Annotated in this window: 27 protein-coding genes; 1 reads left to right on the forward strand and 26 read right to left on the reverse strand. The window is 65.0% G+C overall.

Annotated elements, in window-relative coordinates; genetic code table 11:
- Window positions 1–9 precede the first annotated feature (9 nt).
- The 15 genes from QXZ94_RS18445 to QXZ94_RS18515 form a co-directional block, all read right to left on the reverse strand.
- Entirely contained in the window at window positions 10–387 is a 378-nt protein-coding gene (locus tag QXZ94_RS18445) for a hypothetical protein (RefSeq protein WP_315721611.1), read from the reverse strand.
- Window positions 387–665, reverse strand: a complete 279-nt coding sequence (locus tag QXZ94_RS18450; RefSeq protein WP_315721612.1) for a hypothetical protein — start codon at window positions 663–665, stop codon at window positions 387–389. The genes QXZ94_RS18445 and QXZ94_RS18450 overlap by 1 nt, the downstream gene beginning before the upstream one ends.
- On the reverse strand, window positions 607–1,053 hold the full coding sequence (locus QXZ94_RS18455; RefSeq protein ID WP_315721613.1) for a hypothetical protein: 447 nt from the start codon (window positions 1,051–1,053) through the stop codon (window positions 607–609). Before QXZ94_RS18455 ends, QXZ94_RS18450 begins: the two co-directional genes overlap by 59 nt.
- A 3-nt stretch (window positions 1,054–1,056) precedes the next feature.
- On the reverse strand, window positions 1,057–2,268 hold the full coding sequence (locus QXZ94_RS18460; protein ID WP_315721614.1) for an N-acetylmuramidase domain-containing protein: 1,212 nt from the start codon (window positions 2,266–2,268) through the stop codon (window positions 1,057–1,059).
- A gap of 2 nt (window positions 2,269–2,270) precedes the next feature.
- The gene (locus QXZ94_RS18465) at window positions 2,271–2,669 is read right to left on the reverse strand and encodes a hypothetical protein (RefSeq protein WP_315721615.1); all 399 of its coding nucleotides are present in this window, start codon (window positions 2,667–2,669) and stop codon (window positions 2,271–2,273) included.
- A 4-nt stretch (window positions 2,670–2,673) separates the two neighbouring features.
- Window positions 2,674–4,248, reverse strand: a complete 1,575-nt coding sequence (locus QXZ94_RS18470) for a hypothetical protein (protein WP_315721616.1) — start codon at window positions 4,246–4,248, stop codon at window positions 2,674–2,676.
- Between the two features lie 81 nt (window positions 4,249–4,329).
- The gene (locus QXZ94_RS18475; protein WP_315721617.1) at window positions 4,330–4,887 is read right to left on the reverse strand and encodes a DUF4376 domain-containing protein; all 558 of its coding nucleotides are present in this window, start codon (window positions 4,885–4,887) and stop codon (window positions 4,330–4,332) included.
- A gap of 11 nt (window positions 4,888–4,898) precedes the next feature.
- Complete coding sequence (locus tag QXZ94_RS18480) at window positions 4,899–6,296, reverse strand: hypothetical protein (protein ID WP_315721618.1); 1,398 nt, start codon at window positions 6,294–6,296, stop codon at window positions 4,899–4,901.
- Between the two features lie 6 nt (window positions 6,297–6,302).
- A complete protein-coding gene (locus tag QXZ94_RS18485) occupies window positions 6,303–6,971 on the reverse strand; it encodes a hypothetical protein (RefSeq protein ID WP_315721619.1) in 669 nt (222 codons plus the stop codon).
- Window positions 6,972–7,041: 70 nt separating this feature from the next.
- Complete coding sequence (locus tag QXZ94_RS18490) at window positions 7,042–8,184, reverse strand: baseplate J/gp47 family protein (RefSeq protein WP_315721620.1); 1,143 nt, start codon at window positions 8,182–8,184, stop codon at window positions 7,042–7,044.
- A complete protein-coding gene (locus QXZ94_RS18495) occupies window positions 8,184–8,714 on the reverse strand; it encodes a phage GP46 family protein (RefSeq protein WP_315721621.1) in 531 nt (176 codons plus the stop codon). The genes QXZ94_RS18490 and QXZ94_RS18495 overlap by 1 nt, the downstream gene beginning before the upstream one ends.
- Before the next feature lie 20 nt (window positions 8,715–8,734).
- Window positions 8,735–9,340, reverse strand: a complete 606-nt coding sequence (locus tag QXZ94_RS18500) for a phage baseplate assembly protein (protein ID WP_315721622.1) — start codon at window positions 9,338–9,340, stop codon at window positions 8,735–8,737.
- A 9-nt stretch (window positions 9,341–9,349) separates the two neighbouring features.
- Window positions 9,350–10,450, reverse strand: a complete 1,101-nt coding sequence (locus tag QXZ94_RS18505; RefSeq protein ID WP_315721623.1) for a phage baseplate assembly protein — start codon at window positions 10,448–10,450, stop codon at window positions 9,350–9,352.
- A 5-nt stretch (window positions 10,451–10,455) separates the two neighbouring features.
- Window positions 10,456–11,946 (reverse strand): DNA circularization N-terminal domain-containing protein, encoded by a 1,491-nt coding sequence (locus QXZ94_RS18510; protein ID WP_315721624.1) that lies wholly within the window; start codon window positions 11,944–11,946, stop codon window positions 10,456–10,458.
- Entirely contained in the window at window positions 11,861–13,678 is a 1,818-nt protein-coding gene (locus tag QXZ94_RS18515) for a hypothetical protein (protein ID WP_315721625.1), read from the reverse strand. The genes QXZ94_RS18510 and QXZ94_RS18515 overlap by 86 nt, the downstream gene beginning before the upstream one ends.
- A gap of 24 nt (window positions 13,679–13,702) precedes the next feature.
- Here QXZ94_RS18515 and QXZ94_RS18520 point away from each other — a divergent pair, with 24 nt between their 5' ends.
- Complete coding sequence (locus tag QXZ94_RS18520) at window positions 13,703–13,975, forward strand: hypothetical protein (RefSeq protein WP_315721626.1); 273 nt, start codon at window positions 13,703–13,705, stop codon at window positions 13,973–13,975.
- A gap of 58 nt (window positions 13,976–14,033) precedes the next feature.
- Here the strand turns inward: QXZ94_RS18520 and QXZ94_RS18525 are convergent, their stop codons facing one another.
- The 11 genes from QXZ94_RS18525 to QXZ94_RS18575 all read right to left on the reverse strand — a co-directional run bounded on the left by QXZ94_RS18525 (window position 14,034) and on the right by QXZ94_RS18575 (window position 22,838).
- Window positions 14,034–14,369: a hypothetical protein gene (locus tag QXZ94_RS18525; protein WP_315721627.1), complete on the reverse strand. Its 336-nt coding sequence runs from the start codon at window positions 14,367–14,369 to the stop codon at window positions 14,034–14,036.
- A gap of 69 nt (window positions 14,370–14,438) precedes the next feature.
- Complete coding sequence (locus QXZ94_RS18530) at window positions 14,439–14,825, reverse strand: hypothetical protein (RefSeq protein ID WP_315701292.1); 387 nt, start codon at window positions 14,823–14,825, stop codon at window positions 14,439–14,441.
- A gap of 66 nt (window positions 14,826–14,891) precedes the next feature.
- Complete coding sequence (locus tag QXZ94_RS18535) at window positions 14,892–16,394, reverse strand: phage tail sheath subtilisin-like domain-containing protein (RefSeq protein WP_315721628.1); 1,503 nt, start codon at window positions 16,392–16,394, stop codon at window positions 14,892–14,894.
- An 89-nt stretch (window positions 16,395–16,483) separates the two neighbouring features.
- Window positions 16,484–16,702, reverse strand: coding sequence for a DUF2635 domain-containing protein (locus QXZ94_RS18540; RefSeq protein ID WP_315721629.1), 219 nt, complete (start codon window positions 16,700–16,702; stop codon window positions 16,484–16,486).
- Window positions 16,703–16,705: 3 nt separating this feature from the next.
- A complete protein-coding gene (locus QXZ94_RS18545; RefSeq protein ID WP_315721630.1) occupies window positions 16,706–17,464 on the reverse strand; it encodes a hypothetical protein in 759 nt (252 codons plus the stop codon).
- 1 nt (window position 17,465) lies between these two features.
- Entirely contained in the window at window positions 17,466–17,864 is a 399-nt protein-coding gene (locus QXZ94_RS18550) for a hypothetical protein (RefSeq protein WP_315721631.1), read from the reverse strand.
- 16 nt (window positions 17,865–17,880) lie between these two features.
- Window positions 17,881–18,219 (reverse strand): DUF2190 family protein, encoded by a 339-nt coding sequence (locus QXZ94_RS18555; RefSeq protein ID WP_315721632.1) that lies wholly within the window; start codon window positions 18,217–18,219, stop codon window positions 17,881–17,883.
- Window positions 18,220–18,306: 87 nt separating this feature from the next.
- Window positions 18,307–20,301, reverse strand: coding sequence for a prohead protease/major capsid protein fusion protein (locus QXZ94_RS18560; protein ID WP_315721633.1), 1,995 nt, complete (start codon window positions 20,299–20,301; stop codon window positions 18,307–18,309).
- Window positions 20,302–20,320: 19 nt separating this feature from the next.
- On the reverse strand, window positions 20,321–21,889 hold the full coding sequence (locus QXZ94_RS18565) for a phage portal protein (protein WP_315721634.1): 1,569 nt from the start codon (window positions 21,887–21,889) through the stop codon (window positions 20,321–20,323).
- 16 nt (window positions 21,890–21,905) lie between these two features.
- Window positions 21,906–22,115, reverse strand: a complete 210-nt coding sequence (locus tag QXZ94_RS18570; RefSeq protein WP_315734181.1) for a phage head-tail joining protein — start codon at window positions 22,113–22,115, stop codon at window positions 21,906–21,908.
- Window positions 22,116–22,202: 87 nt separating this feature from the next.
- Window positions 22,203–22,838 carry a hypothetical protein gene (locus QXZ94_RS18575; RefSeq protein ID WP_315721636.1) on the reverse strand — a complete coding sequence of 212 codons (636 nt, stop codon included), beginning with the start codon at window positions 22,836–22,838 and terminating at the stop codon, window positions 22,203–22,205.
- Window positions 22,839–22,872: the final 34 nt, after the last annotated feature.

Genomic DNA, 22,872 nt, shown 5'->3' on the forward strand with positions numbered 1-22,872 from the left:
CGTGCCGCCTTAAGGCTTCTGCAGCGGGTGCAATTGCCCTTTGAGAAATTCGAGCTCGCGCGATGTCGCGTTAGTCGCATCCCAAAGCTTGATGATCCGCGCCTCGTGTTCCCGCCGCGCGAGCTCGGTTTGCGCCTTGCTTTCCGAAATCGCCTCGCGCACCGGGTAGTAGAGCGCGGCGCCGATCGCGAGCAGCGCCGAAACCATGATGCTGATCGGAGTCCATTCGATCTTCCGGCCCGCGTCGATCTTCGAGGCGAGCAGAGAAAAGCCGGCATCGACCTTGCCGTCGAGCATGCGAAATTCCTTTCGCAACTCGCCGTGCCCCTCTTTGAGGTTCAAGACCTCTTGCGTGAGGGCGCCGTGATCCAACGGCGCGCCGGGCATCACTTGGCCCCCCGCTCGATCGCAACGGCTTGCTGATCGTCGCACGTCCGCCCCGCAACGATGCGATGATTGGCTTTCAGATAGGCCGCGCGGTAGCCGGCGGCGACGTTGCCGAGATCGTCGCCGACCTTGACGCCGGGATCGGGCACCTCACGCAACACGCGCTGACACTGGCGCGGCATGATCTGCGGCGGCGACGCCGGCGCCGGCGGCGGCGGATTAGCGGATAGAAAGCAGCCGCCCAACGTCGGCATCAGTAGCGCGACGACAAGCAACATCAGGAGTTTTCGCAACATAGGTTGAAACCTTATCGTCGATGTGTTTGGAAAAAACGCCGTCATAGGCGAGCACCTGATCGGCGAGCTTCTGTATGTCGGCGCGCAAGGCGAGCTCGCGCACCGCCGCCGCCTTGGCTTTCGCCGCGACATCGGCGCGCCACGCCGAGCGCACCGCATTCGAGCCGTGCACGTCGCCGGCGATCCAGCCGGCGACGTACAGCACCGCGACGAGCCCGAGCAGGCCGGCCACGGTACCGAGCGGCGATTTGAGAAAGTCGAGCGCCGCCTTGAGCAGCGCCGCAACCGTCGGCACGAACAGCGCGGCGATCCACAGGCCGCCGCCGGCGCCGGCGAGCCCGGCGAGCGTCCAGAGCAATGATGCGATCATGTGTCAGCCCTCGACGATCGGGCCGGCGTGCGCCCCGCTGTTGTGATCCGCGACGCGATACGCCTTGATCTTTGCGAACAGGAACCACGCCGCCACGCCGCCGGCGATCAGCACGAGCCCGACGACGATCGGCGCGCCGCCGGAAAACACCGCACGGGCGAGCTCGCCAGCCGAGTCAACAACGCCCTTGGCTTGGTTCGCCTTGTCGATCATGTCTTGCGCCTGATCGAGCAGCCCGGCCTTTTCAGCCGTGCCGCCGCCAACGAGCACGGTGCCGGCGATACCTTTCGCCCAGGCGATCAGCGAGCCCTTGTCGGCCGCCGCGATGGTGCGCGAGCCGGCCGCCTTGAGCTCGGGCGCGTCGGCGAGCTTGCGATCGCGCGGCGCCTCGATCGGCTCGGCGGTTTTCAGTGCCTCGCGCGTCGCGGCGTCGAGCTTGCCCGTCACGGGCAATCCCTCATGTGCCTGGAACGCCGACAGCGCGCCGACCGTCTTGACGCCGAACCGGCCATCAGGATTGCCAACGGCCGCATAGCCGAGCTTGCGTAGCTTGATCTGCACCGCCTTGATGTCGTCGGCGGGCACGTCATCCGGCGCCACCACGGCGCCGCCGGCGAGCTTGCGCACCCATCGCTTATAGGCGTCGGCGAGCCGCACATCGTAGTTGTTGGCGCGGTAGCCCTTGCCGTTGTAGCCGAGCGCGACGCGCGCCCAGGCATGCGCGTTGAGCTCGTCGATCAGCCCCTTGCGACGGAGCTCGCCGATCATGCACTCGATCTGCCCGGCGACGTTGCCGGTCATGTGCTCGACCATGGCGCAGGCCGAGGCAAAGCCGAGCTCGGCGTGCAGAAAGCCCATGGTTTGCCCGAGGCCCCAGGATGCCGATTGATTGGCAACCTCCTCGTTGACGGCGCGCGCCTTGGCGATCAGCGCCAGCCGGCCGGCGCTCGTGCCCTGATCCTTGTACTGCGTCGCCTTGGACCATTTCGGAATGGCGAGGCCGGCGCCCGCGAAGGCGGACTGCAGCGCCTTGGACACCGCCGCAGCCATCCGCCAGGCGACATGCCGCTCATAGAGGAGCGCCGGCGTGCGGCCGTCCTGTTCGAACGGATGCCCCGAGGTTTCGACCTCGACGAGCGCGAGCAACGCCGGCCGCTCGATGCCGGCCTTGGTCGCGGCGGCCGTGATTGCGTCAATGATGGATTGCGAGAACATGGCTAGACCTTTCGAAAGGCGATGATTCCGCGCGTCGAGCGCACCCGCTCGCGCACCGCGTTGCCATCGTTGCCGGATAGAAGGCGGATCATTCCGCCGCCGAGGTTTTGAGTGATCAGCCCGACATGGTGCGGCCACACCGCGACCACGCCGGCGGCCGGGCCGCGCACGGCCTCACCGATCGACGCCCAGGCGCGCGCCAGATTGAGCCGCGCGTCGCCGATGCCGAGGTGCAGCCGCAACCAGCAACCGCACCATTGAATGCCAACGCAAGCCGACGGTTGACCGAGCTCGTTGACGTTGGCCGCGCGATGGTGGTGCCGATGGTGATGCGGGCGCGCATGCGCTGGCGAGCTCGCCAGCGCCAGCACGAGCGCGAGCGAAGCGAGATAGGTTCGCATCCGCTTAGCCCCGAATGCCCGTGACGATCACCTGTCCCGAGACAGTCGCCGAGCCGGCATTGTTTCCGCCGAGCACCGTCGCGTAGTTGAGGCCCTCGACAAACGGCGCAGTTGCCACCGCGCTAACACATTGGTTGTTCGCGTTGTTGGTGTATTGCACGGTGCTCCCGCCAACGGCGTTCAAAGTGCCGTTCGCACCAGCCCCGTAAGCCATCTGGCAACCCATGTTCGTTGTTGCCGTCGTTGAGTAGTTCAACATTGACGAGAACTGCGGCGTATTCTCATCGGCCCACGCGAGGAAGTAGCACCGCGCGCCCGGCGCCGAGAGGCCGGTCGCGGGCGCGATCTCTGTGAAATAGGCACCCGGCGAACTGACCGACGACAGGAGCGCGCCGGACAGCGTGCGGGTGCGGCGATTGAACCAACTCGCCGTAAGCGCATCGCTGAATTGCGCGCTTCCATTGGTGTAAACCATTCCGATCAGCGTGCGCGTATCGTCGCCGCTCTTGACCTCGGTGCCGATGTTGCCCGCCGTGCCGCTCGTTGCGTGCCCCGTCGTGCTGAAATCGGCCGTCGGCCCCCCCGCGTTAGCGAAGCAATAGACGTAATAGAGCGTGCCCGCCGCAAGGTTTTGCCCGGCCGTTCCGTTGACGTATACGCCCGTATTAGCAAGCCCCGCGATGCCCGCCGCCGGGATGCGATAGATCGAGCCATTGATCTTGATCAGATCGCCTTGCTTGGTTGGCGCAAAATTCAGCGCCGTCGCGCTCACATATTTGAGCCGGCCGCACTCGGGCACATAACCGAGGTTCGCGAACGCCTGCAGCCGCTGCGCGTCGGTGAGCGCCTGGGCGGCGGTGTAGCTCACGCTACCGCCGACGCCGGTCAACGCCGAGCCGTCGAGGGCCGGCAACTTCCCCGCGCCATCAAGCTGCACAAGCTGATTGGCGCCAGTGCCGGCATTGAGCGCGGCGGCGGTGCCGAGCGTCGGCCTTCCGGTCAAGTCTGCATAGGCACCCGACACGGCCACCGTTGCGAGCGCGAGGTTTGCGATCGCCTGCGCCTTCTGCGCCGAGGTGAGCGCCTGGGCGGCATCGACGCGCAGGCGGTTGCCGAGCGCCGTCGTGATCGTCGCCGCGAAATTCGGATCGGCGCCGATCGCGTCCGACAATTCCTTGAGCGTGTCGAGCAACGCCGGCGCGCCGCCGGTGAGATCGGAGCGCATCGCTTGCAGCGCAGCCATGGTGGCGATCTGCCCGGTATTCGTCCCGAGCGCCGCCGTCGGCGCCGTCGGAACGCCGGTGAAATTCGGACTGTCCGGCCCGACGCCGCCGATCGCCGTCAACATCGCCGCCGTCGTCAGTTTGGACAGCATCGCGAGCGCCGGCGCCGAGATCGGCGCGAGCGCGCCCGAGCCGTCGGCGGCAACGATCGGCAGCGTACCGGCGACAGGCGCGAGCCCGGCCCATAGGGCGAGCAGGCCGTCGAGCACGTGCTCGTCATTCCAATCCGACGGATGAACCGCATTCGGATCGGTGCCGTCCTCGGCGAAAACAGTTTTCTTGTGCTTGATGGACATCGCAGACCCGCCCTTGTCATGAACGCAAAAGGCCGCCCAACCGGGCGGCCCTGTTAGTTGGATGGTTGCTCGACGCGCGCGTTAGGCGAGGCCGGCGTCAACCTGCGCGAATGTGGTGATCACGCCGGCGTCGATTTTCGCCATCACCGCCGCGAGCTTGTCGAACGTCGCTTGCACGAAATCCGCGATCTCGATCGAGGCGGCGATAAAGTCGGCGGCGGCGATGGTGACGAAGCTCGACTCGCCGGTCTGCCACTGCACCGAAGCGGGCGGGTTGGCTTGCTGCAGCCGCGCGACCTTGCCGGCGATCAGGCCGAGGCTTTCCGTCGATGTCGAGATCGGCACTTGCGCGTCGCCGATCGTCGCCAGATAACCGCCGCTCGCTTTGGCCCATTGCTTGGCGTTGGCGTAGGCTTTGAGATCGGCCCACAACCCATAGGGTGAGAGCACCTCTTGCAGAGACGCGGATGTCTGCGCGCCGCTCGCATCAGTCGGCCAGGGCGACGGACCATTGCCGGCGGCGACCCAGGCCATATATGCCTGATCGTTCGACGGCACGATCGCGGCGACCCTGCTCGACCAAACCCGCCCATCGTCCGCGAGCCAATACCAATCCGCCGGGGTGAAACGAAACGTCATAGTCGGCCTCCTTAGCCGTAAGTACCATTCGCACCGCGCACGCCTGCGCTTGAGCCGGGGTAATGATTGTCACCGGAGCCGACGACAGAGATCACCGCATAGTTCGCAACATAGAACTTCTGCCCGGTGACGGCCCCGCCGTTGACGATCGACGAATAGACGATCTGCACGAGCGACATCGTTGAGCACTCGACCCAACCGCCGCCGTTGCCGCACACGATCGAGGCGAGGATCGTCAACGAAACGCTCGTCAGGCTCGGTTGCTGAATGATCGCATCATTCGCGCAATAGACATGCCACCCGCTCGTCATGACCGGGTTGCCGCCCTGCGGCGATCCGCTCACGCTCATCGCGCCCGCATAGGTGACGACAGCGGCTTGCGACACCGCGAGGTGAGAGCCGCCGCACGTGCCCCAATTGAAGTTTGTGAGCGTCGTCGAGGTGCCGGCGCCCGACACTTGCACGCCGTTCATTCCGTCCTGGGCGCCCGAGCCGCCGAACGTTCCGCCCGCCGATACCGAGAAGCCGTCGAATTGATGCGCCTGCCCGCAATTGACGATCGTGATTGCAGTCACGTTGACGCCGGTCACGACGCAAGCTTGCGGGTTGGCGTGGTTGCCGATCCAGTAGACGAAGCCCGAGCCCGCCATCATCTGACAGCGAAGCGCCGCATAGTTGCCGTTCGCGACGTGAATTTGAATGTTGAACCCATTCAAATTGAACCGCGTGATGAACGACATTGCGTGTTGCAGCGTCGCCCAGGCGGTACCCGAGGTGAGTCCGTCGTTCGCATCCGATCCGGTATTCGAGACATAGTAGTCTTGCGCAGCCTGCAGATAGATCGGCGATCCGGGCTGGCGCTGCATCCACAGCAGTTGCCAGCGGTTGCCGTCCCATCCAAGAGCCTGCATCGAGCCGCCGATGATATCGGCAAACTGCAACGCCGAGCCGTCCGATCGAACAACCGCCTTATTGCCGAGGCCGTTGAGATTGAGCACCGTCGGGCCGCTATTGGTGAACTTCACCGTAGCGACGACGATTTGCCCTTTCTTGAGCTCTTTCGGCTGCGGCGACAGGTTCACCACGAGATTGTTGGCGGTGCCCGTGTCGTCGCCGTAGTTCGTCTGTCCGCGCTGAATGAGATACATCATCGCATTCGCGAACATCTGATCGGAGTTGTCCTCCGTCACGACAGGGCCGCCGGCGGCAAGAGCTCCGTTGATGCGCGCACCGTTGCGCAACTGCGCAATGATCGCGTTCAGCCACGACGCCATGACGCGGGTGCCGTCGTTGGCGAGTTCCGTCGAGCAGTCGGCGAACCAAGTATCATTTGCGCCGAACACGCGCGTTTCGGCCGGACGCTGCGTCACCGTGAAACGCGCGTTCGACGGCCCGAGAATATCGGTCATTTCGGATTATCCCCCGATGGTTTGATAAGTGACCTCGATGTGCGCGTGCACGACGCGATCGAGGATGCATTTGAGAGGCGCGATGTCAGGATCGCAGGCGAGGCCGCCGCCGGCTTGCATGTGCCCGGCATAAGGCAGCACCTCCACCGGCGCCGTGTAGGCCGGGCTTTCGTTGAGATTGACGACGATGAACAGCCGCGCGCCGCCGATCTGCCCGCCCGGCCAACTACAACCCGCCTGGAACGTGCCGGCCATGCCGCCACAATCGTTGTTGATGTTTTCGCACGTGATCGACCAACCGGCCCGCGCCGCAACCTCGGCGTAGTATTCGCACGTCGCACCGCCGAGCGCGGCAACCTTGGTGCAGAGATCGGGGAACGGATCGCAGGAGTCCGGCAATCCGTATTCCATCATCCATAGATCGTGCGTTTCCTTGTGCGTCGCGCACCAAAACTCAAGCCGCAGATCGCAATAGCGCTGCAGGATGAATGCGACGACGGTCGAGATCGAGCGCCAGAAGCTGAGCAGGCCGCTCGGCACCCGGCTTCTAGTCTGGAACGGCGGATCATCGAACACGCCGGGATCAAAGGCCCGCACGAGCCCCGGCAACGGGCCGCCTTCGTTTGATTGCCATGCGCGCCCGTGCGGCAATAGCTGCAACACCGCTTCGAGCACCTCGTTAGGCGTGCGACATTGCAGCGGCGCCGGGCGCGCCTGCTCACATCCTGACATCTGACTGCCTCGCTTAGTTGGCCGCGAACGTCATGCCGCCAAGCGTCGGAATCTGCCCAGGCGCGAGGGAAATGTCGTCGGCCGGCAAACTCACCGCCGCGCTCGCCTCGCCGGCGGCGTTTGACATCGCCTGCCAAATCCACGAGCGCGAGAACGATGTCGGCGACGCGATATAGGGCATTGGCGCAATCGGAACGTCGATGCCGGCAACGCGCGAGTTGGTGCGAAAGCTCGCGGCGAGCTCGGCCCTGATCGCCTCCTCGACATCCGTAGTGAACGGGTTGAGCCGTCCGATCGAGATCGGCACGGGCAGCGCCACCGGCGCCGCGACCGTCACCAACGCCGCCGCCGGCGCAACCAAGTCGATTGCCTCGGCGACGCGGGCGATATCGGCTGCTTGCGGGATACCGTCGGCGTAAAGATCATCCATCAACGGAAACACGCGCACCGTGCCGGGACCGTTGAACCTGCGCTCGACGAAAACGCGCGTCACGCCGACAACCTCGCTCGCCCATGTCACATAGTCCGCCGGCGAGCCGCCGGCCGGCGGGTTGCGCTTGCGGAACAGGATGCGGCCCCGAAACGTGCCGAGATCGCCGGTATATGGCGCGCCGTCCTCCTCGACATTGAGCCCGCCGACGATGCCCGCACTATCAACGCTCGCGGTTGCGTCGGTGAGACCTGGACCGCCAAAGCCCGAGGTGAGATCGAGCGGCGTGTTAGCAATTGCATTGCTATCCGCGCCGCTCGCCGCCGCGATCACGGGCACGATCAGCGTGCCGGCGCCTGGGATCGTACCGGCGGCCGTGGCGAGATAGCGCGCGCCGTCGTCGCGCGTGAACACCGCGCCAGCATCGACGGCGAGCGCGTCGGTTGTCACGATCGACGCCTTGCCGGCCGCCGGCCTCGCCGGGCGCCGCGACAGGCCGAGCTCCTCGCCGTGCTTGTCGAGGTTCTCGCCGTCGGCCGTCAGCGCGAATTTCTGTTTCTGGATGTAATCGGCAAACTGGAAAATCAGATGCTCGATGCCGCCGAAAACCTTGCTCGTCGGGTTGATGTTGTTCGGCTTAATCCAAGCATTCGTGCTCGGAAGATAGGAGCGGAACGCGCGGCGCGACCGCTCAACGGAGTCGTTAAGCGTAGGAATTGCGAACATCAGCGCGCCACCTGATTCCAGAGAACGTCAAAATTGCGGTTGTAGACGAGTGCGCCGTCGCGGCCGTACAGCGCGACGGAAAGCTCAAGCCGCCCCTCGGTCGGGTATTGCGTCGCGCTCACGTCGATGCGCACGCACACGCCTTGATCTTTCAACGGCGCGAGCGCCTCGATCGCGAATTGCTCGGCGTAGTGCGACGCGGGCAGGCCGAGAATGGTGAGCGGCGCGCGCTCCAAGAGCCAAAGCCACGAGCCGGGATGATCATCCTCAAGCGGCACGCCGTCGCCCCAATAGCCGCCCTGTTCGCCGTCCGCGAGAAAGTAGAGCGGATGATCCGGCGCGATCCGCTTGTCGGTGAACAGCGCCAGGATCACGGCGGTTTCGATTGCCGCCTTGGCGCGAAGTCCGCCGCGATTATTGATCTCGTCAGACTCGGCCGGCCGCCAATCGCCGACGCCTCGCTTGGAATCCCAAACCGTATCCCAAAGCAGATTGAATTCCTCCGCGCAGCCCTCGGCGACGCGGATCACAACATCTGATGCCATGTTTGCTATTCCGCAAAAACCTTGGTTGCACATCCGCCGCCGCAAAGCCCGACAGGCGTCGAGGCGCCGGCCGAGCCCAGCTTGACGTTCGGCGAGGTGACGACGACTTGCGTCGGGTGCGTGATCTCGATGCTGCTATCGGTCAACTTGACCACGGCTTGCTTTTTGGTGATCGTCACGTCGTCTTTCGACATGGTGATCGTCACGCTTTCATCGTCGCTCTGTTTCACGCCGGCGCCGATCGAGAGCTTGATCGTTTTCGTGTGATACACCTCAAGCTGATCCTTGAAGACGCGCACCACGTCGCCCGTATGGTTGTAAAGGATGGTGCCGCCCTCGGGCGTGTTCTTCGGCCGGTAATCCTTATGCTCGAAGCCGAGCGCGAGCAGCCGATCGGATCGGCCGCCGAGCGCGAGAAACACGCCCTCCGATCCGCTCGGCGCGTGCGATGAAAGGCCGTGCATCTGCGGCCGATACACGTCCTCGAAATGCTCGGTCTTGAGCCCCCTCATTTTCTTGAGGATCTGCTGTGTGCCGCTATCGTCGGTCTTCTGCAGCGTCGCGCGCCGCAGATGCCCTAGCAAACCCTCTTGCCCCTCGGGAAACCACATCCACATCGCTCAATCGTCCCCCGCATCCGTGCCCCAGGCGCCACCCGCCGAGCCGCCCTTTGTGCCCTTGCCGCCGAGCGCGCGCGGATCAACCAGCGACAACACCGACAGCGAGCCGTCGTCGCGATCCTGCGACCATTCCACCGTCTCAATCGCCATATCCTGATGCACGTCGGCAAAGTCGCTATCGGTGAACACAAGGTTTCCCGGCTCCCAAAGCGCGCCGCCATCGTCGGCGAATCCCTGCACCGTCACATTGGCTTTGAGCGCGTTGCCGGCCTCACGATCGCGCCGCGTCGTGGCGCGTTTCTTGGCGCGATCGTTGTCGGTGTCGCCGTCGTGATAGACGATCACCGGGCGGTAGCGCCCGACCTCGGCGTCGCGGGCGAGGCCCTCGATCTCCAAGGCGTCGGCGCCGTGCCCGTAGGGCTTCTGACCGCGCACGATCACGTCGGAATGCCGGCCGCTCCAATTGTGATCCGCCTCGATCTCTTTGAGGTTGATGCCCTCGATCAGGCCGCCGGCGTGGCGCTTCTGCCCGCCCTTGGTGATCTTGATTGAACCATCCGCCTGCCCGACGGGAAAGACGCCCTGCTCACGGCAGAGCTTTTCCAGGCACCGGAACGCCGTCTCGCCGGGCGTGACGCGATAAACGGGCACCTTTTTGAGTTGCTGATCCGTCGAAATGCCGACGCCGAACTTGTCGAGCTCGGCGGCGATCTGCTGAGGATCCTTGTTCTTGAATTGGTTGGTGTCGTGAACCGCGCTGCAGTCGATGAAGTCTTGCGACTTGGACCGGCCCGAGATCGTGATCTCGGCGCGCTTGTGCTCGCTCAATCTCGGCTGATAGCGATCGACATAACCACGGCAGACGAGCGCACCATCGAACAGGATATCGATTTGCGTCCCGGCCTTGAACGTCCAGGCCGTCGCAGCGCCGCCGGGCTCGGCGGCGGCGTCGATCTGGAACGAACGCGCCGCAGATTTGAACGCGGCGCGCACCATGACGCGCCGCCATGCCGTCCACTGCGCGCCGCCGGCGAGCACGGTCACGACCGGGTTTTGCCCGCCGATGCCGTAGCCGAGCGCAAAGGCAAGTGAAATATCCATCGCGACTACCTCGACAGCGCCTCGATCGTGCGCGGCATGAAGAACGGGTTTTGCACGGCGTTGCGCGCCGCGAGCTCGTCGGCGCGGTTCGGATCGGCGTACAGAATCCAGGCGAGCGCGAGCGAGGGCCGCAGCCTTGCGCTTTCAACCGTGATCACCGGCGCGAGGTTGGCGATCGCTTGCGACAGCCAGGCGATCACCTTGTCGCGTAGCTGCTCGATCGCCAGGAACAGCGCCGCGTTTTCGGCGCCGTCGGTTTGATAAAGCTCATTCTCGAAGCGCTCGGCGAGCTCGCCGCGCGCCGTCACGCCCTCGGGCCGCGAGGTGTACGCCGTGCGCAGCACCGACTCCGCGTACGCCGTGAGGGCGGCCAGCCGCACGGCGCGCGCGGCGGCGGCGGCGTTGTCGGCGGCAAGCTTCTGCGTCGGCGTGCGATAGACCGGGCCGGCGAGCTCGACGGTGCCGACAACCGTAGCCGCGCCCGAGGTGTCGGGAAACGACGCCGCCAGTTCCAGCGCCGCGCGCGTCGCCGAGGCCGCCGGCAGCGCATCCATGGTCTGACGCACGAGCCCGACAAGGCTCGCAACGGCCGCGACGGCATCGCCGCCCGGCGCGGCGGTGTTGGTGATCGCCGCCGGGATGCTCGAGATCAGCGGCCCGACGGCATCGCGCACCGCGCCCGACACCACGGGATCAATCGGGTAGGATTGCCGCAGCACATCAACGGCCGCCGCGCCCTGGGCGAGCGTGTCGGTGACGGCGGCAACAGCCGCCGCCGGCTTGCCATAGGTCGAGATCGCCGCCGGCAGCGACAGCGCGATCGCGCTCGCCAGATTGTCGGCCGCCTGAAACGCGATGTTGGCGAGCAGCGGGATCGAGACAAGCGCCGAGCTCGCGCCCTTGCGCACGAATTTGAGATCGAACGCGACATAACCCATTTTGTCGCGCTGCGTCGCCCGCTCGAAATCCTTGCAATGCACCGTCACCGGGCCGAAATACGGCACCACGAGAATGCCGGCGCCGCGCGAGGCGAGCGCGGTTTTCAGGGCCGAGGCGAGCGCGTCGGCGGCGTCGCCGTGCACATAGGCCGCGCCGCTGTAGAAGCGCGGCGCCTCGCCGAGATCCTCGACGAACGGATCATCGCGGTTCGGGAACTCATGGATGACAAGGCCCCGGCCGCCGGCTTCCTTGTCTTCCTCGAAGTAGAACGGCACCCCTTTGTAAGATGCCGGCCAAAGGCTCGTGAGCCAGTCGCGGCCCTGCTGCGTCGCCATGCCGGTTGCCCTTTGTATCGTACGAAACAAAAAGGGCGGCCCGCCAGGGCCGCCCGTTCTCTGCTGTCCGGTAGTTTGGCCGATCGGATTTAACGCACCACGGGCCGCCGCTGCGGAGCCTAGCGGCCGTTTAAGATCAGGGCGCCGGCGATGCGTCGGGGCTCGATTGCCCGGTCGAGCCCGTCGAGCCCTTGGCCGAGGAACCGCTCGCCCGAAAGGCATTGATCGCGTTCTCAACCTTCTGCTCGACTTGCGCCCAAAAGCCGGCCGCCGGTTGAACCGTGACCGTCGTCGTGAGCGTCGCGTTGCCCTCGATCTGCGCTTTGACGGGCTCGCCCGAGCCGATGCCCGTCGCCTTGCGGATGTCGTCGATCGTCCAGCCGGCGTTGCCGCCGCGATAGCGCCCCTCGGTCACGTTGCGATTGTAGCCGAAACCCTCAAGCTCATTTTCGAGCCGCGCGCGCGTCGCCACGCGCCCGTCATCTTCCGGCCAAATGTGCCGGTCGAGCCAACTCGGGTTTTTCATGCGCCCCTGCTCGTCGCGCGCCGGCCCCCATCCGGAGCCGCCGAGCGCGGCCAATTGATCGAGCCGGTAGCGCGGCCCGGCCTCGTAACGCTTCAAGCGCTCAATGTCGTGATCGTCCATCACCGCGTCGGCGATCTGCGGCAGCGCCAGCACGGGCGCGAGCGAGGCCGCGACCTTGCTCGCCATGAACGATGTGCCGCCTTTGCCGGTGATCTTTTCCAGGCCGGCGAGCGTGGTGTCGAGGCCGAGCGCGCCACCCATGGCGGCGAGCCATCCGCCGCCGGTGGCGATGTCGCCGGGCCGCGACTTGGCGTGCTCGGCCGCCCAGGAAAGCCCGCTCGCAAACCAGTTCATACCCTGATTAACCGCCGGCATTGCAGTTTCGGTCGTGTTGGCGAGCAGGTTATCCGCCTGGGCGCCGATCGACTTGCGGATCACCTTGGGATCGTTCTTCTGATAATCCTCGGCCGCCGAGCCGCCCTTTGCGCCGGCGACGAGCTCCTTATCCTTTTCGATGCGCGCCTGTTGAGTGGCGAAAATGGCCATCATCTGCGCTGTTGTCTGCTGCGAGGAGATCGCCGCAATGATCTCCTGAATTTTAGACGGATCGGTCACGCCCTTTTTTGCGAGCGCCGGGATCAAAACCTTGTTCACCCACATATAGGGATCGGTTTGGCCGGGCTTGAGGTACTCCTCGCCGACGATGCCGCCGGGCTTCACGCCCTTGACGTTGCCGGTTTTGGTCTTGATCACCTTATCCTTGTTGATCAGCCCATATTCCGCGAGCGCCTCAACAGACTTGTTCGACATCTTGCCGCCAACCATCTGCGTGTAAAAGCTCGACAGCGCCTTACCCGCCGACGATCCGCCGAGCTCCTGCGCCAGCGTCGGCGCGGTCTTGAGCATGAAATCATCGCTCAAGGCGTTGGTCGCGGCGCGGCCATACTTGAACATCTCGTAATAGTCAGTCGGCCGCAGCGTATCGCCGAACACGTTGACGGCTTTCGCCATGTTGTCGATGTAGTGCTCGAACTTGGCGCGATCCTGCGTCACGCCCTTGATCTCCATGCCCTTCGCGAGCTTGTCGAAATCTTCGTTGAGCTCCTCGGCCTTCTCGGGGTGCGCGCCGAGTGCGACGACGCGCAGACGCGCGAGCGGCTCCAAGACATGCGTTGCCTCCTCGAATGTGCCAACCATCGAGCGCACATTGCGCGCCGTGTGCATCATTTCGGTTTGCGACAGCGAGGGAAACTTTTTCGAGATATCGCCGGCGAGCTTGCCGGCCTCCTCGATCTCGTGCGCCGACATGCCGGCGGCGTCCATGCGCTGGCGCTCGTGCGCCCGGTTTTCCGACGCCTCGGCCGCGCGCTCGGCGATCGCCCTCATTGCGTGCGCGCCGCTGTAGACGGCGGCGCCGCCGATCGCCATTTTGTAGCCGTGCGCGATCGAGGCTTGCGCGCGCTGCGTGCGATCGATGTGCCGCTCGGCGTTGGCGGCGGCCGTCGAGGCGACGTTCATTTGCTTTTGAACGTCGCGGTTGAGCGCGTTGGCCGCGCGGGCAATGCGGCCGATCTTGCTCGCCACGGCATCGAAGGCGCCGCCCGTCGCATCTTTGCCCTTGATGATCGCCGTCGCTTCGAGGATCTGACTCATTTACCGCCCCGCTTCTTCTGTACCGTGATTGCGCGATCGGCCCATCGCACCAAATCCGAGAGCCCGGCGTGATCGGCCGCGTCGGCGTTGGCGATGCGTGCGCCGAGCACGACGTAATCCCAAATCGCGCCTATGTCGGCAGTTTCTCCCGCCGCTCCAGCGCCGGCGCCGATTCGCGAAAAAAACCGAGGAGCGCCTCGCGCACCGCGATCGCGTCGAGCAGCGACATTTGACTCATGGCGAGCAGCGGATTTGGCTCGATGATAGCACGCTCGGTATAGGCCGCGATCGCCGCATCCTCATCAACGAGCGCCATGCCGCCGGCGGCGCGCACCCAGGTTTGCACCGGGCCGAACTTGAAAAAGTCCTGCGCGCTCGGCTCCTGTAGCACGATCTTTGTCACCGTGCCGCCCTTGCCATCGGCGAACGGCTTTTTGAGAGTGACTTCTTTGGTCTCGCGCGCCATGGCGGCACCTCCTCAGTTTGGTCAGGAGAGAAAGCGCCGACGGGCTCACCCCGCCGACGCGAAAGCCCGTTAGTTGTTGAGCTTCTGATATTGCGATCCGCGAATTTCGCAGCCCGTCACCTCGCCGTTGGAGCGATCGACGACGGGCTCGCCGACGATGCGCGCCGAGGTGAAAACGTGCGTCACGTTGTTGTCCTCCTCGACAATGGTCCAGTCCATCGTCTTGCGAAGAACGTCGTTCCACACGATGCCCGAGCGATCGCGAAACTTGATCTTGGCGCCGTAGAGCTTCGGCGTCGAGGTGTAGCAGGCGGTGCCATCGCCGTTGGCGGTTGCATCCGTCTTGATGTTGGTCGGATCGAGCTCGATGTTGACATCGGACGGCGCGTAATTGTCGGTGCCGCCGGTGACGGACATCCGGCCGCCGAAACTGTAGTTGTTGGAATCATCTGCCATGGGTTGAGCTCCAGAACGAAAAAGGGAAAGCGCCCAGCCTCACAAGGCCGGGCGCCCGGGCGAGGCTTAGACGGCCGCCGCGCCGGATGCGGTCTGATATTCGAGGAAAGCCGTGATGTTCGCCGCGAACACGCGCAACTGATTGACGACATCGACCGGCAGATACGCATTCACGCGGTTCGCGTCGTTCGGATCGCGCTCGACGACGAGATACTGCGCGAACAGATCGGCCTTTTCACACACGCCCAGCGCAACGAGATCGTTGTAGGCGTGAATGAGCGTGTTGCGGATCGACTTCGGCGTCGCGATCTGCGGCAGGTTGAACGGATTCTCGCTCGCCAGAGCTTGCCGGCCATGCTTGTTCGACACCGCGGAGCGCAGATAGCGAACGATGAACATCAACTGATACATCGTCTCGACATCGCGGAACGTGCCATCGGGAACGCCCGAGGCGTTCTTCTGATAGGTCGTCACCAGGCGATCGATTGCGACCTGTCCGTCGCTGCGCACCTTCAGGGCCGCGATGCCGTCGGCATAGAGCGCCTGACGATCCGCGATATCCCACCACAACGAGCGATCGCGCGGCGGCTGCACGCCGGGCAACACCAGCGTTTGCAGCGGGCGCGACACTTCCGGCGCGGTGCCGAGGTGCACGCTCGCCATGGCCGCCGCCGAGGCCGAAACTTCCCACTCCGGAGTCGGCAGGCGCTGCGATCCGATCACGACGGCGTGCTGATCGTTGCGGCCATCGCCGAACGTCACGAGGCCCGACAGGTTGCCGGTCTGCATCCCGAAATAGCCGCCGTAAAGCTGCTGACTCGGAGACCAGCGGCCCGCCTGATCGTCGAGGAAATCGCGGATCGCGTTGAGCGAGGCCGTGTCGGAATACGGCGCGCCGATGAAATCATATTCCTGATCGCCGAGGCTCGACAGCGGCCCGGCGAGATCGGGAACGCCATTGCCGCCCGCGAACGCCGTCACGGTGACGTTGCCCGAGTTGAGCACGTTGGACTCGTCGCTCGCGATGGTCATTTCCTGACCGTTGAAAATCGCGCCCTTGTGCGTCGAGGTGACGTTCACTTTCGCCGGCGTGGTGCCATCGACGGCGGCCGTCACCGGCAGGCCCATGGCATTGATCGCGGCGGCGGCATTGGTCGCGACGTTCGCGGCAGTGTCGGCCGCGTTGATCTGGAACGGAATGCGCCGGCCGAGGCCGAGCAGGATCGCGGCGCCGGTCACACCGGGCGCAGTGAACGTGTAGGACATCGCCGCCGAGGCGCCGGCGGGATCGGCGAGCGGCAATGCCCAAATCGGCTGAAACGGCGCCGCGCGGCGGGCCATGCGGTACTGATCGACGAGCATCGAGCCGGCGCCGAACTGCGCGATTGCCTCGCGCTCGTTCTGGATCGGGCCATAGACGATGCCGGCGGCGGCGAGGCCGGCGGCGAGCTTCTGACCGATCAGAAGAACGCGCGGGTTGTTCGCGTACGGCGTGCCGCCGGAATTGATCTCCGCGAACCAGAACGGCACCAACTGGTTGCCGGGGATGTTGTTGAAAAGGACACCCATCGTTGACGTGACTCCTCATGCGCGCGGCGTGTCACACGCCGGCGAGGTTGCGGTTTCGGAACTTTCGAGAAAGAGGGAAGCGAGGGCGGCTAGCCGGCGACGACGGGCGGCGGCGAGCTCGGCGCCTCGGCGGGCGGCGCCTCGATCACGTCACCTTGCAGCAAGCGCCTGCTCCAATATTGCGATCGAGGTTTCCACTCGCCGGCCGGATCGAGGCGCTTGAAGGACACCGGATCGCGCACCGGCGCCGGCCGCGTGATGCCGTCGATCGTGACGAGCACCGGCTTAACAAAGATGTTGGTTGCCATGGTTTACCCTTGCAGATTGTTCGCGGTGCCCTGCACCGACGCGGACACGGCGGGTTGCGGTGACGCCGTGAGCCCCACCGTGTTGAGATTGACGCGCGTCGGCATTGCCGTGGCAACGCGCGCGACGCTAAGCACGAGATCGGCGAGGTACGTCGAGCCGTCGAGCGCCTGCGCGATCGGCTGCAGCGTCGCCGGCAGGCGGGCGAGATCGGCCGGCGCCGTCGCCGGCGCGGGATCGAGATAGGTTTCCTTGAGCCGGAAAAGCGCCGTCACCTTGCGCCGGGCGAGCCGCACATCCTCCTCACCCGAACGGTGCGGCTCGGAATGCCAGGACTCGGCCATGCCCTTGCCCATCTGCCGAAACAGGGCGCCGCTCGGCGCGAAGTGCAGCACCTCATAAATCTGCGCTTCGAGCGAGTCGAGCATTGCCTCGGTTTGCCCGTCGGTGACATAGAATTGAGGATCCGGCGTCGAGCCGTCCGCCGCCGCATTGCCGACGATGGAAATCTCGAACACGAGATCAACATCGGCCTTGTGCAACAGCGGGCCAGCTTGCGCGATCTTGCCGAGCCGCGTGCCCTCGGTATAGACGGCGATCAGCGCGCGGCGCTCGTCGCTCGTGAGGTTGTCGTCGAAAGGATCGATCCGCGAGTCGGATACATACGGGCCGGCCAATGTCGGCCACGGGCCGCCGGCGGCGAGCAGCGGCGACGGGCGCAACGCTTCGAGCGCGCAGAGACGAAAAAAGGTTCGCGCGAGCATGTTACAACCCGTTCAATGAAATGCGGACAAAGCCCGGCGTCGAGGGCAGCACCTCGAAGATTTTGAAGCGCCGCCCTGTGCCCTCTTGCGTCACCATGTCGCCAACGCGCGGGCGCCACGGCAGGCGCGAGAGATCGAGCGAAACCGTCGGCCGCGCCGTCGAATGCGCAGCGCGCTCAGGCTGCACGCCAACTTGCGCGAACGGCCCGGCGCCGGCGCGCGCAGCCGTTTCGGTGAACGGGCAAATCACGTGCTCGACAACATCGCGCGAAAGATCGGGGATCAACGGCGCGTTGCGATCGGTGTCATATTTCATCGGGGCGAAAGTGAACTTATCGCCCTGGATTTTGTCATGCATCACCGCCGCAGCGGCGACAGCACGCTCAAACGGTGATGCCATGACTAAGCCCCCTCGGTTAGCCGACGCGGCGATCGATGACGACGGTTGCCGTCGTGTCGCCCGACGCCTTGGCGGCGCCCGCGAAGCCGACGCGCAGATTGTTGGTGGCGGTCTTGGTGAACACGTGATTCGTGTTGTCCCAATAGAGCGCATCACCGAACGTCCAGGCCGCGCCGGTATCCGTCGGCTGATCCGAAAACACTCCCTCGCGCACGAACGCGACCACGGCGCCGGCGACGCCATCCGTCATCGGCACGCCGAAACACTCGGCACCAACCAGCGCCGCAACGCCGCCGGTCACGGCGCCGGTGAGAGTGACATCGAGCGTGTCGCCCTTGTTGAGATAATTTTTCATCTGCTGACTCTTTCGCTTGCAGAATTTGAAACGAAAACGGCCGACGCGAAAGCGCCGGCCGTCATACGAACGCGAAAACGTCGGCTATTAGTTGCCGCCGTTCATGAACATACCGCGATGGTCGATCGCCTTCGCAGCGAAATCGAGCCGCCCCTTGATCTCGATGCCGTCCACCTCGAAGCCCAGGCGAGACTCGGTATAGAGCCCCTCCTCGCCTTCGAGATATGCATACTCGATGGTGTCGATCGTCGCGGGATCGGCGAACAGATACCACGCATTGCCCTGCAAACGCGCCTCGACGACGGGCTCAAGCGAGCCGGCGAACACGTTCACCTGATCCGGATTCTGCGGATACATGACCGTGTGCAAGAACTGCTGCACCTCGGTTTCCTTGTCGGGCGACACCGCGATATAGCGCGGCGTCAGGTTGAGCGGATCGGCCGGCTCGGAAGCCTTGGGCGCGAGTCCCTTCTGCTTGCGCATCGACGACCGCGCCTCGTTGAGCGTGGTGAGGTTGATCGCGCCGGCGGTGCCGAGGTTGCCGTGCGCCGTGTGAAACAGCGCCTTGCCGTCGCCCATCTGCGGATTGCTCGTGATGATCGCCCAGAACAGCGACGCCTCGGTTTCGGCCGCCGCACGGCCGAGCAGCATCGGCAGGCGATCGAACGCGCCGAGATCGTCATTGATCAGCGCCTGACGGGTGATCGTGACGACGCGGCCGAACGTGGCCAGCGCATACGACTCCTTCGAGTCGGCGAGCGCGGCGCGCTGATATTCGCCGCCCTCGCTCACCGGCTTGAGGTGCGGCATGTTGGAAAGCTGCACGATCGCGCGCGCCTTGAAATCGGGCGCGTTGTTCTGGCGCGAAAGTCGTTTCCAGTTCTGCGGCGCCACCTCATAGGCCGAGCGCAGCCGCTTCGAGACGACGTTCGCCAGGATCGCCGGGAAATCCGACGTTGCCAGCATGCCGCCCGAGCGCAAGCCGGTATCGAGGCCGAGCAGGCGGGTTGCGAGCTCCATCTTGCCCAGGCCGCGCAGGCGCTCGCCCGTGGTCTGCTCGTGGAACGTGCGGCCCATTTCCATGAGCGACATGCCGCGCCACTGGCGCGCCGCGTCGTCGAGCTTCACCGCCGACGGGCTCGCGCGGTGCAGAATGGCGGTTTCCAGCGCGGCGCGAATGGTGTCGCCCTCGTCGCGGGTGATCTGCGCGTCGATGCCGCGCGCGCTGATCTGCGTCTCATTGGCACGCGCGGCGATCGCGTCGAGCACGGCGGCGCGCACGTCGGCGACGGCGACGCCCGACGCGATCTGCTTCGCGACGAAATCGGCGGGCATGCCGTGGCGCAGGCCGAGCGCGGTGATCTCGGAGACGCGAACGCGCTCGGCCTCGACGGCGGCGCGCACGGCGGCGTCGGGGCTCGGAGCGGCGCGGCTGGCGTCGGCAGCGGCCGGCGCGGGCGGCACGGTCACGGCCGGCGCGGTGCGGGTCTCGTTGGTGTTGGTCTCGATCTCATCCATTGCGGAAGTTTCCTTGTTGGCGGGCATCGCCCGTTGGATGGTGACAGGAAAGGTTTCCTCGGTGCCGCGCACTTGCGCGCCGGCATCGGCGGGAACGGTGACGAAAGACACCTCGAAAGGAGTCCAGCGGGTAGCGATGCGCTTTTCGACATCGCCCTTTTTCTGCGGCTCCTCGACGCGAACCTCGTCGAGCGAGTAACCGACAGACACGTTTCGGATGATGCCCTCTTGCACCATCGCGAACATGCGATCGGCGGCGTCGTCGACTCCCTTCGTCGGGAATCGAATGAGCGCACGGCCTTCCTTGCCCTCGATCCAGGCACGTTCGACAACACCGAGTTGCGAGCGCGTGCCATAGGTCGAATGGCTATCGAGCGCCGGCGCGCCGGCGTTGAGGCGTTCAAGGTTCACGGCCGAGCGCGACACCTCAAGCACCTCATCGAACAGCGTCGAGCCGTTGTAGCCCCAGGCGCGACGACGCACGGCGGCGCCCGTGGTGAACGTCACCTCGACGGTGCGCTTGTCGGCGTCAACGCTGTTGACCGGAAGCGAGCGCGTTTGCATCGGCAGCGCGCCCGGCTCGTCACTTTTTGGCGGGCTTACCGCCACCGTCCTTTGCGACATTCGTATTGACCTCGGTTTGTGACTCGGCGCCGGCGCCGCCCTTTGTCGATGCGAGGGCGACGCGCGGATCGGTGTCGAGAATGATCTTTCGTTTGTCGAGCTCGCCGAACCACGACTCGATTTCGTCGAGTTGCGTGTCGGGGTCGAAGCCCCAGGCGAGCACGAATTGCGGCCATGTCATCCGGCCGGATCGCACGGCGAGGATGTCGGCTTGCAATTCCTTCATCGGATCAATCGGCTCCCACGCCGGCATGATCCATTCAACCGGATAACCTTCCTCGCGCTCGGGCAAGATGCCGTTGAGCACCGCGAGCTCGCACCATCGCTCCCAAAGCGGTTCAAGGAACATCGGGACCAGCGTCAAATGCTGGAACTGCTCAACGACGCGGCGAAACTCGATCTTGCCGGCCTTGAGCGAGGAGAAATTCGCCCGCGACAGATCGCCGGTGAGTTGATCGTAAGTGATGCCGGCGCCGGCGGCGATCGCCTGCAACGTGCTCTTGAGCACGCCCTCGAATTGCATCGAGCCCGACGGGGCGACAGTTTGGAGCTCCTCGCCGGGCTCCAAATAGGCGACCATGCCCGGCGCGAAACTCTCGATGCGCCGCGAGGCCGAGCCGCCATTCGATTCCTGTTGCGCCTGGGCGAGCGTGCGCGCCGTCGAGTTGGTCTTGATGAAAGCCGCGAGACACGATTCGATGCGCGCCTTGACGACGATCGCCTCTTGCAAGTCGGCAAAATCGCGCCCGGTGAGCATCACAGGCGCGAGCCACGGCACACCCCGGCCCTGTCCGATCCGATCCTTGCGGTAAGCGTGCAGCATATCGGCCGCCGGCACCCGCACCGAGGCCGAGGGCATGACGAGGCCGCGCGCGCCAGGGTGCACGGGATAAATCCAATACGCTTTGCGCTTGCCGGCGAGCGTGTATTCGATGCCCTGATCGACGACGACGCCCTCGGCATTGATCGCCGACAGCGGCTTGCGCTCCACCATCATGATGCGATCGCGCGATTGATCGAGGTGATCCGGCTCCAGCAATTGCAATTCGAGCGGCACAACACCGCGCGTCGCCTCGGCGGCCGAGAGCGGCACCATGCGGCCGAGCACCTCGCCCGACTCCATGATGCAGCGAACCGCGAGCGCCTGCAGTCCCTCGAAATTGAGTTGTCCCTCGCGGTCGCACTGCTTTGCCCATTTTTTCCAGGCGCGTTTAACGCGCTTGTCGAGCGCCTTGTCGCCAGTGCTCGGCTTGGGAATGATGCCAGTGCCGACGGTGTGCGAAACCGTCACCTGCTCGATGCGCTGCCCCCACCACGTGTTGCGCACGAGATCGCGCGAGCGGGCGCGCAGGCGCGGCAGCGCCGCCTTTGTCTCGACGTTCGCCGAGGCGTTGGTCGCGCGCCAATCGCCGGCGCGGCGTCCGCCCTTGGCCCCGTCATAGGACCGCACTTGATTGAGACTGATCCGCGCGGCGGTACGGCGCAAGCCGGACTCGGGCGAGAAATAGCCGACGACGCGATCGAGCATGTTCATTTGATCACCCTCAGTCGCGGCAATGCCGAACGAACGAAACGAACGGCGCCGGCGCGGTGCCCGTCACCTCGCGAGTCATGTCGCTGAGTTGCGCGAGCATTTCCGCCCGGCTTTGATATTCGACATCGCGACTATCAGGCCCCGAGCCGAACTTGACGCGCCGGGCGCCCGTTGCGAGCGCGGCCTTGAGCGCGTCGATGTCGTCTTGCGTGTAAGCCATCGCCACACCTCACAATGAAAGGAATTGCCCGATACTTCGCAACGGCAGCGCCGGCGCCGCGTCGGGACCGCGCGGATTCCTTGGTAGTTACGGCAACTGCACCCGCGCATACTGCGCGAACACGCGATCGAGCCACGTGTTGACCGTGCCGCGCATCACCGCCGACGAATTGCTCTTGCCGAACAGCGAAAACGGCTGATTCGACTTGTCAACGGCCTCGGCCATCGCCGGCGCGAGCATCGGAATGTCAAGCGCCTCGGCCGGAAACGCGAACTTCGTCGCGTTGATGCGGTTGCCGACGAGAATATGCCGCATACCGGCGAGCTTGCTCGCCACCGGCGCAACCTCCTCGATCGACGCCTGACTGTTGCCGAGCACGTGCAGCAAGCGGATGTCGAGCTTGGACGAGTCCAGAAAGCCGATATCCGACAGGATTTGCAGCGTCGGCGACAGCAAGCTCGCGCGGATGTCGATCACCGTCGCAATCTGCGCGTTGAGCGTATCGAAAACGCGCATCTGCCCGTCGGAGTCGAGCAGATCAACGAGCTCGGTGCGATCGGGATAGAACCGCTTGAGCGTGCCGCCCGGAATGTCGGTTTGCGTGTCGAACGCGCGGTTTCCGACGCCGTGCCGATCGAGATAGTCGATCAGCGTGCGCGTCGTCGTGGTCTTGCCGACGCCGCCCTTGTCGGCGCCGACGATGTAAACAACCGGCTTGGTCATGGCCGCCTTCCTTCTGTTGTATCGTACGAAACAA

Origin of the sequence: Bradyrhizobium sp. SZCCHNS2022 (genome assembly GCF_032377575.1) — a bacterium.
GTDB lineage: Bacteria > Pseudomonadota > Alphaproteobacteria > Rhizobiales > Xanthobacteraceae > Bradyrhizobium > Bradyrhizobium aeschynomenes.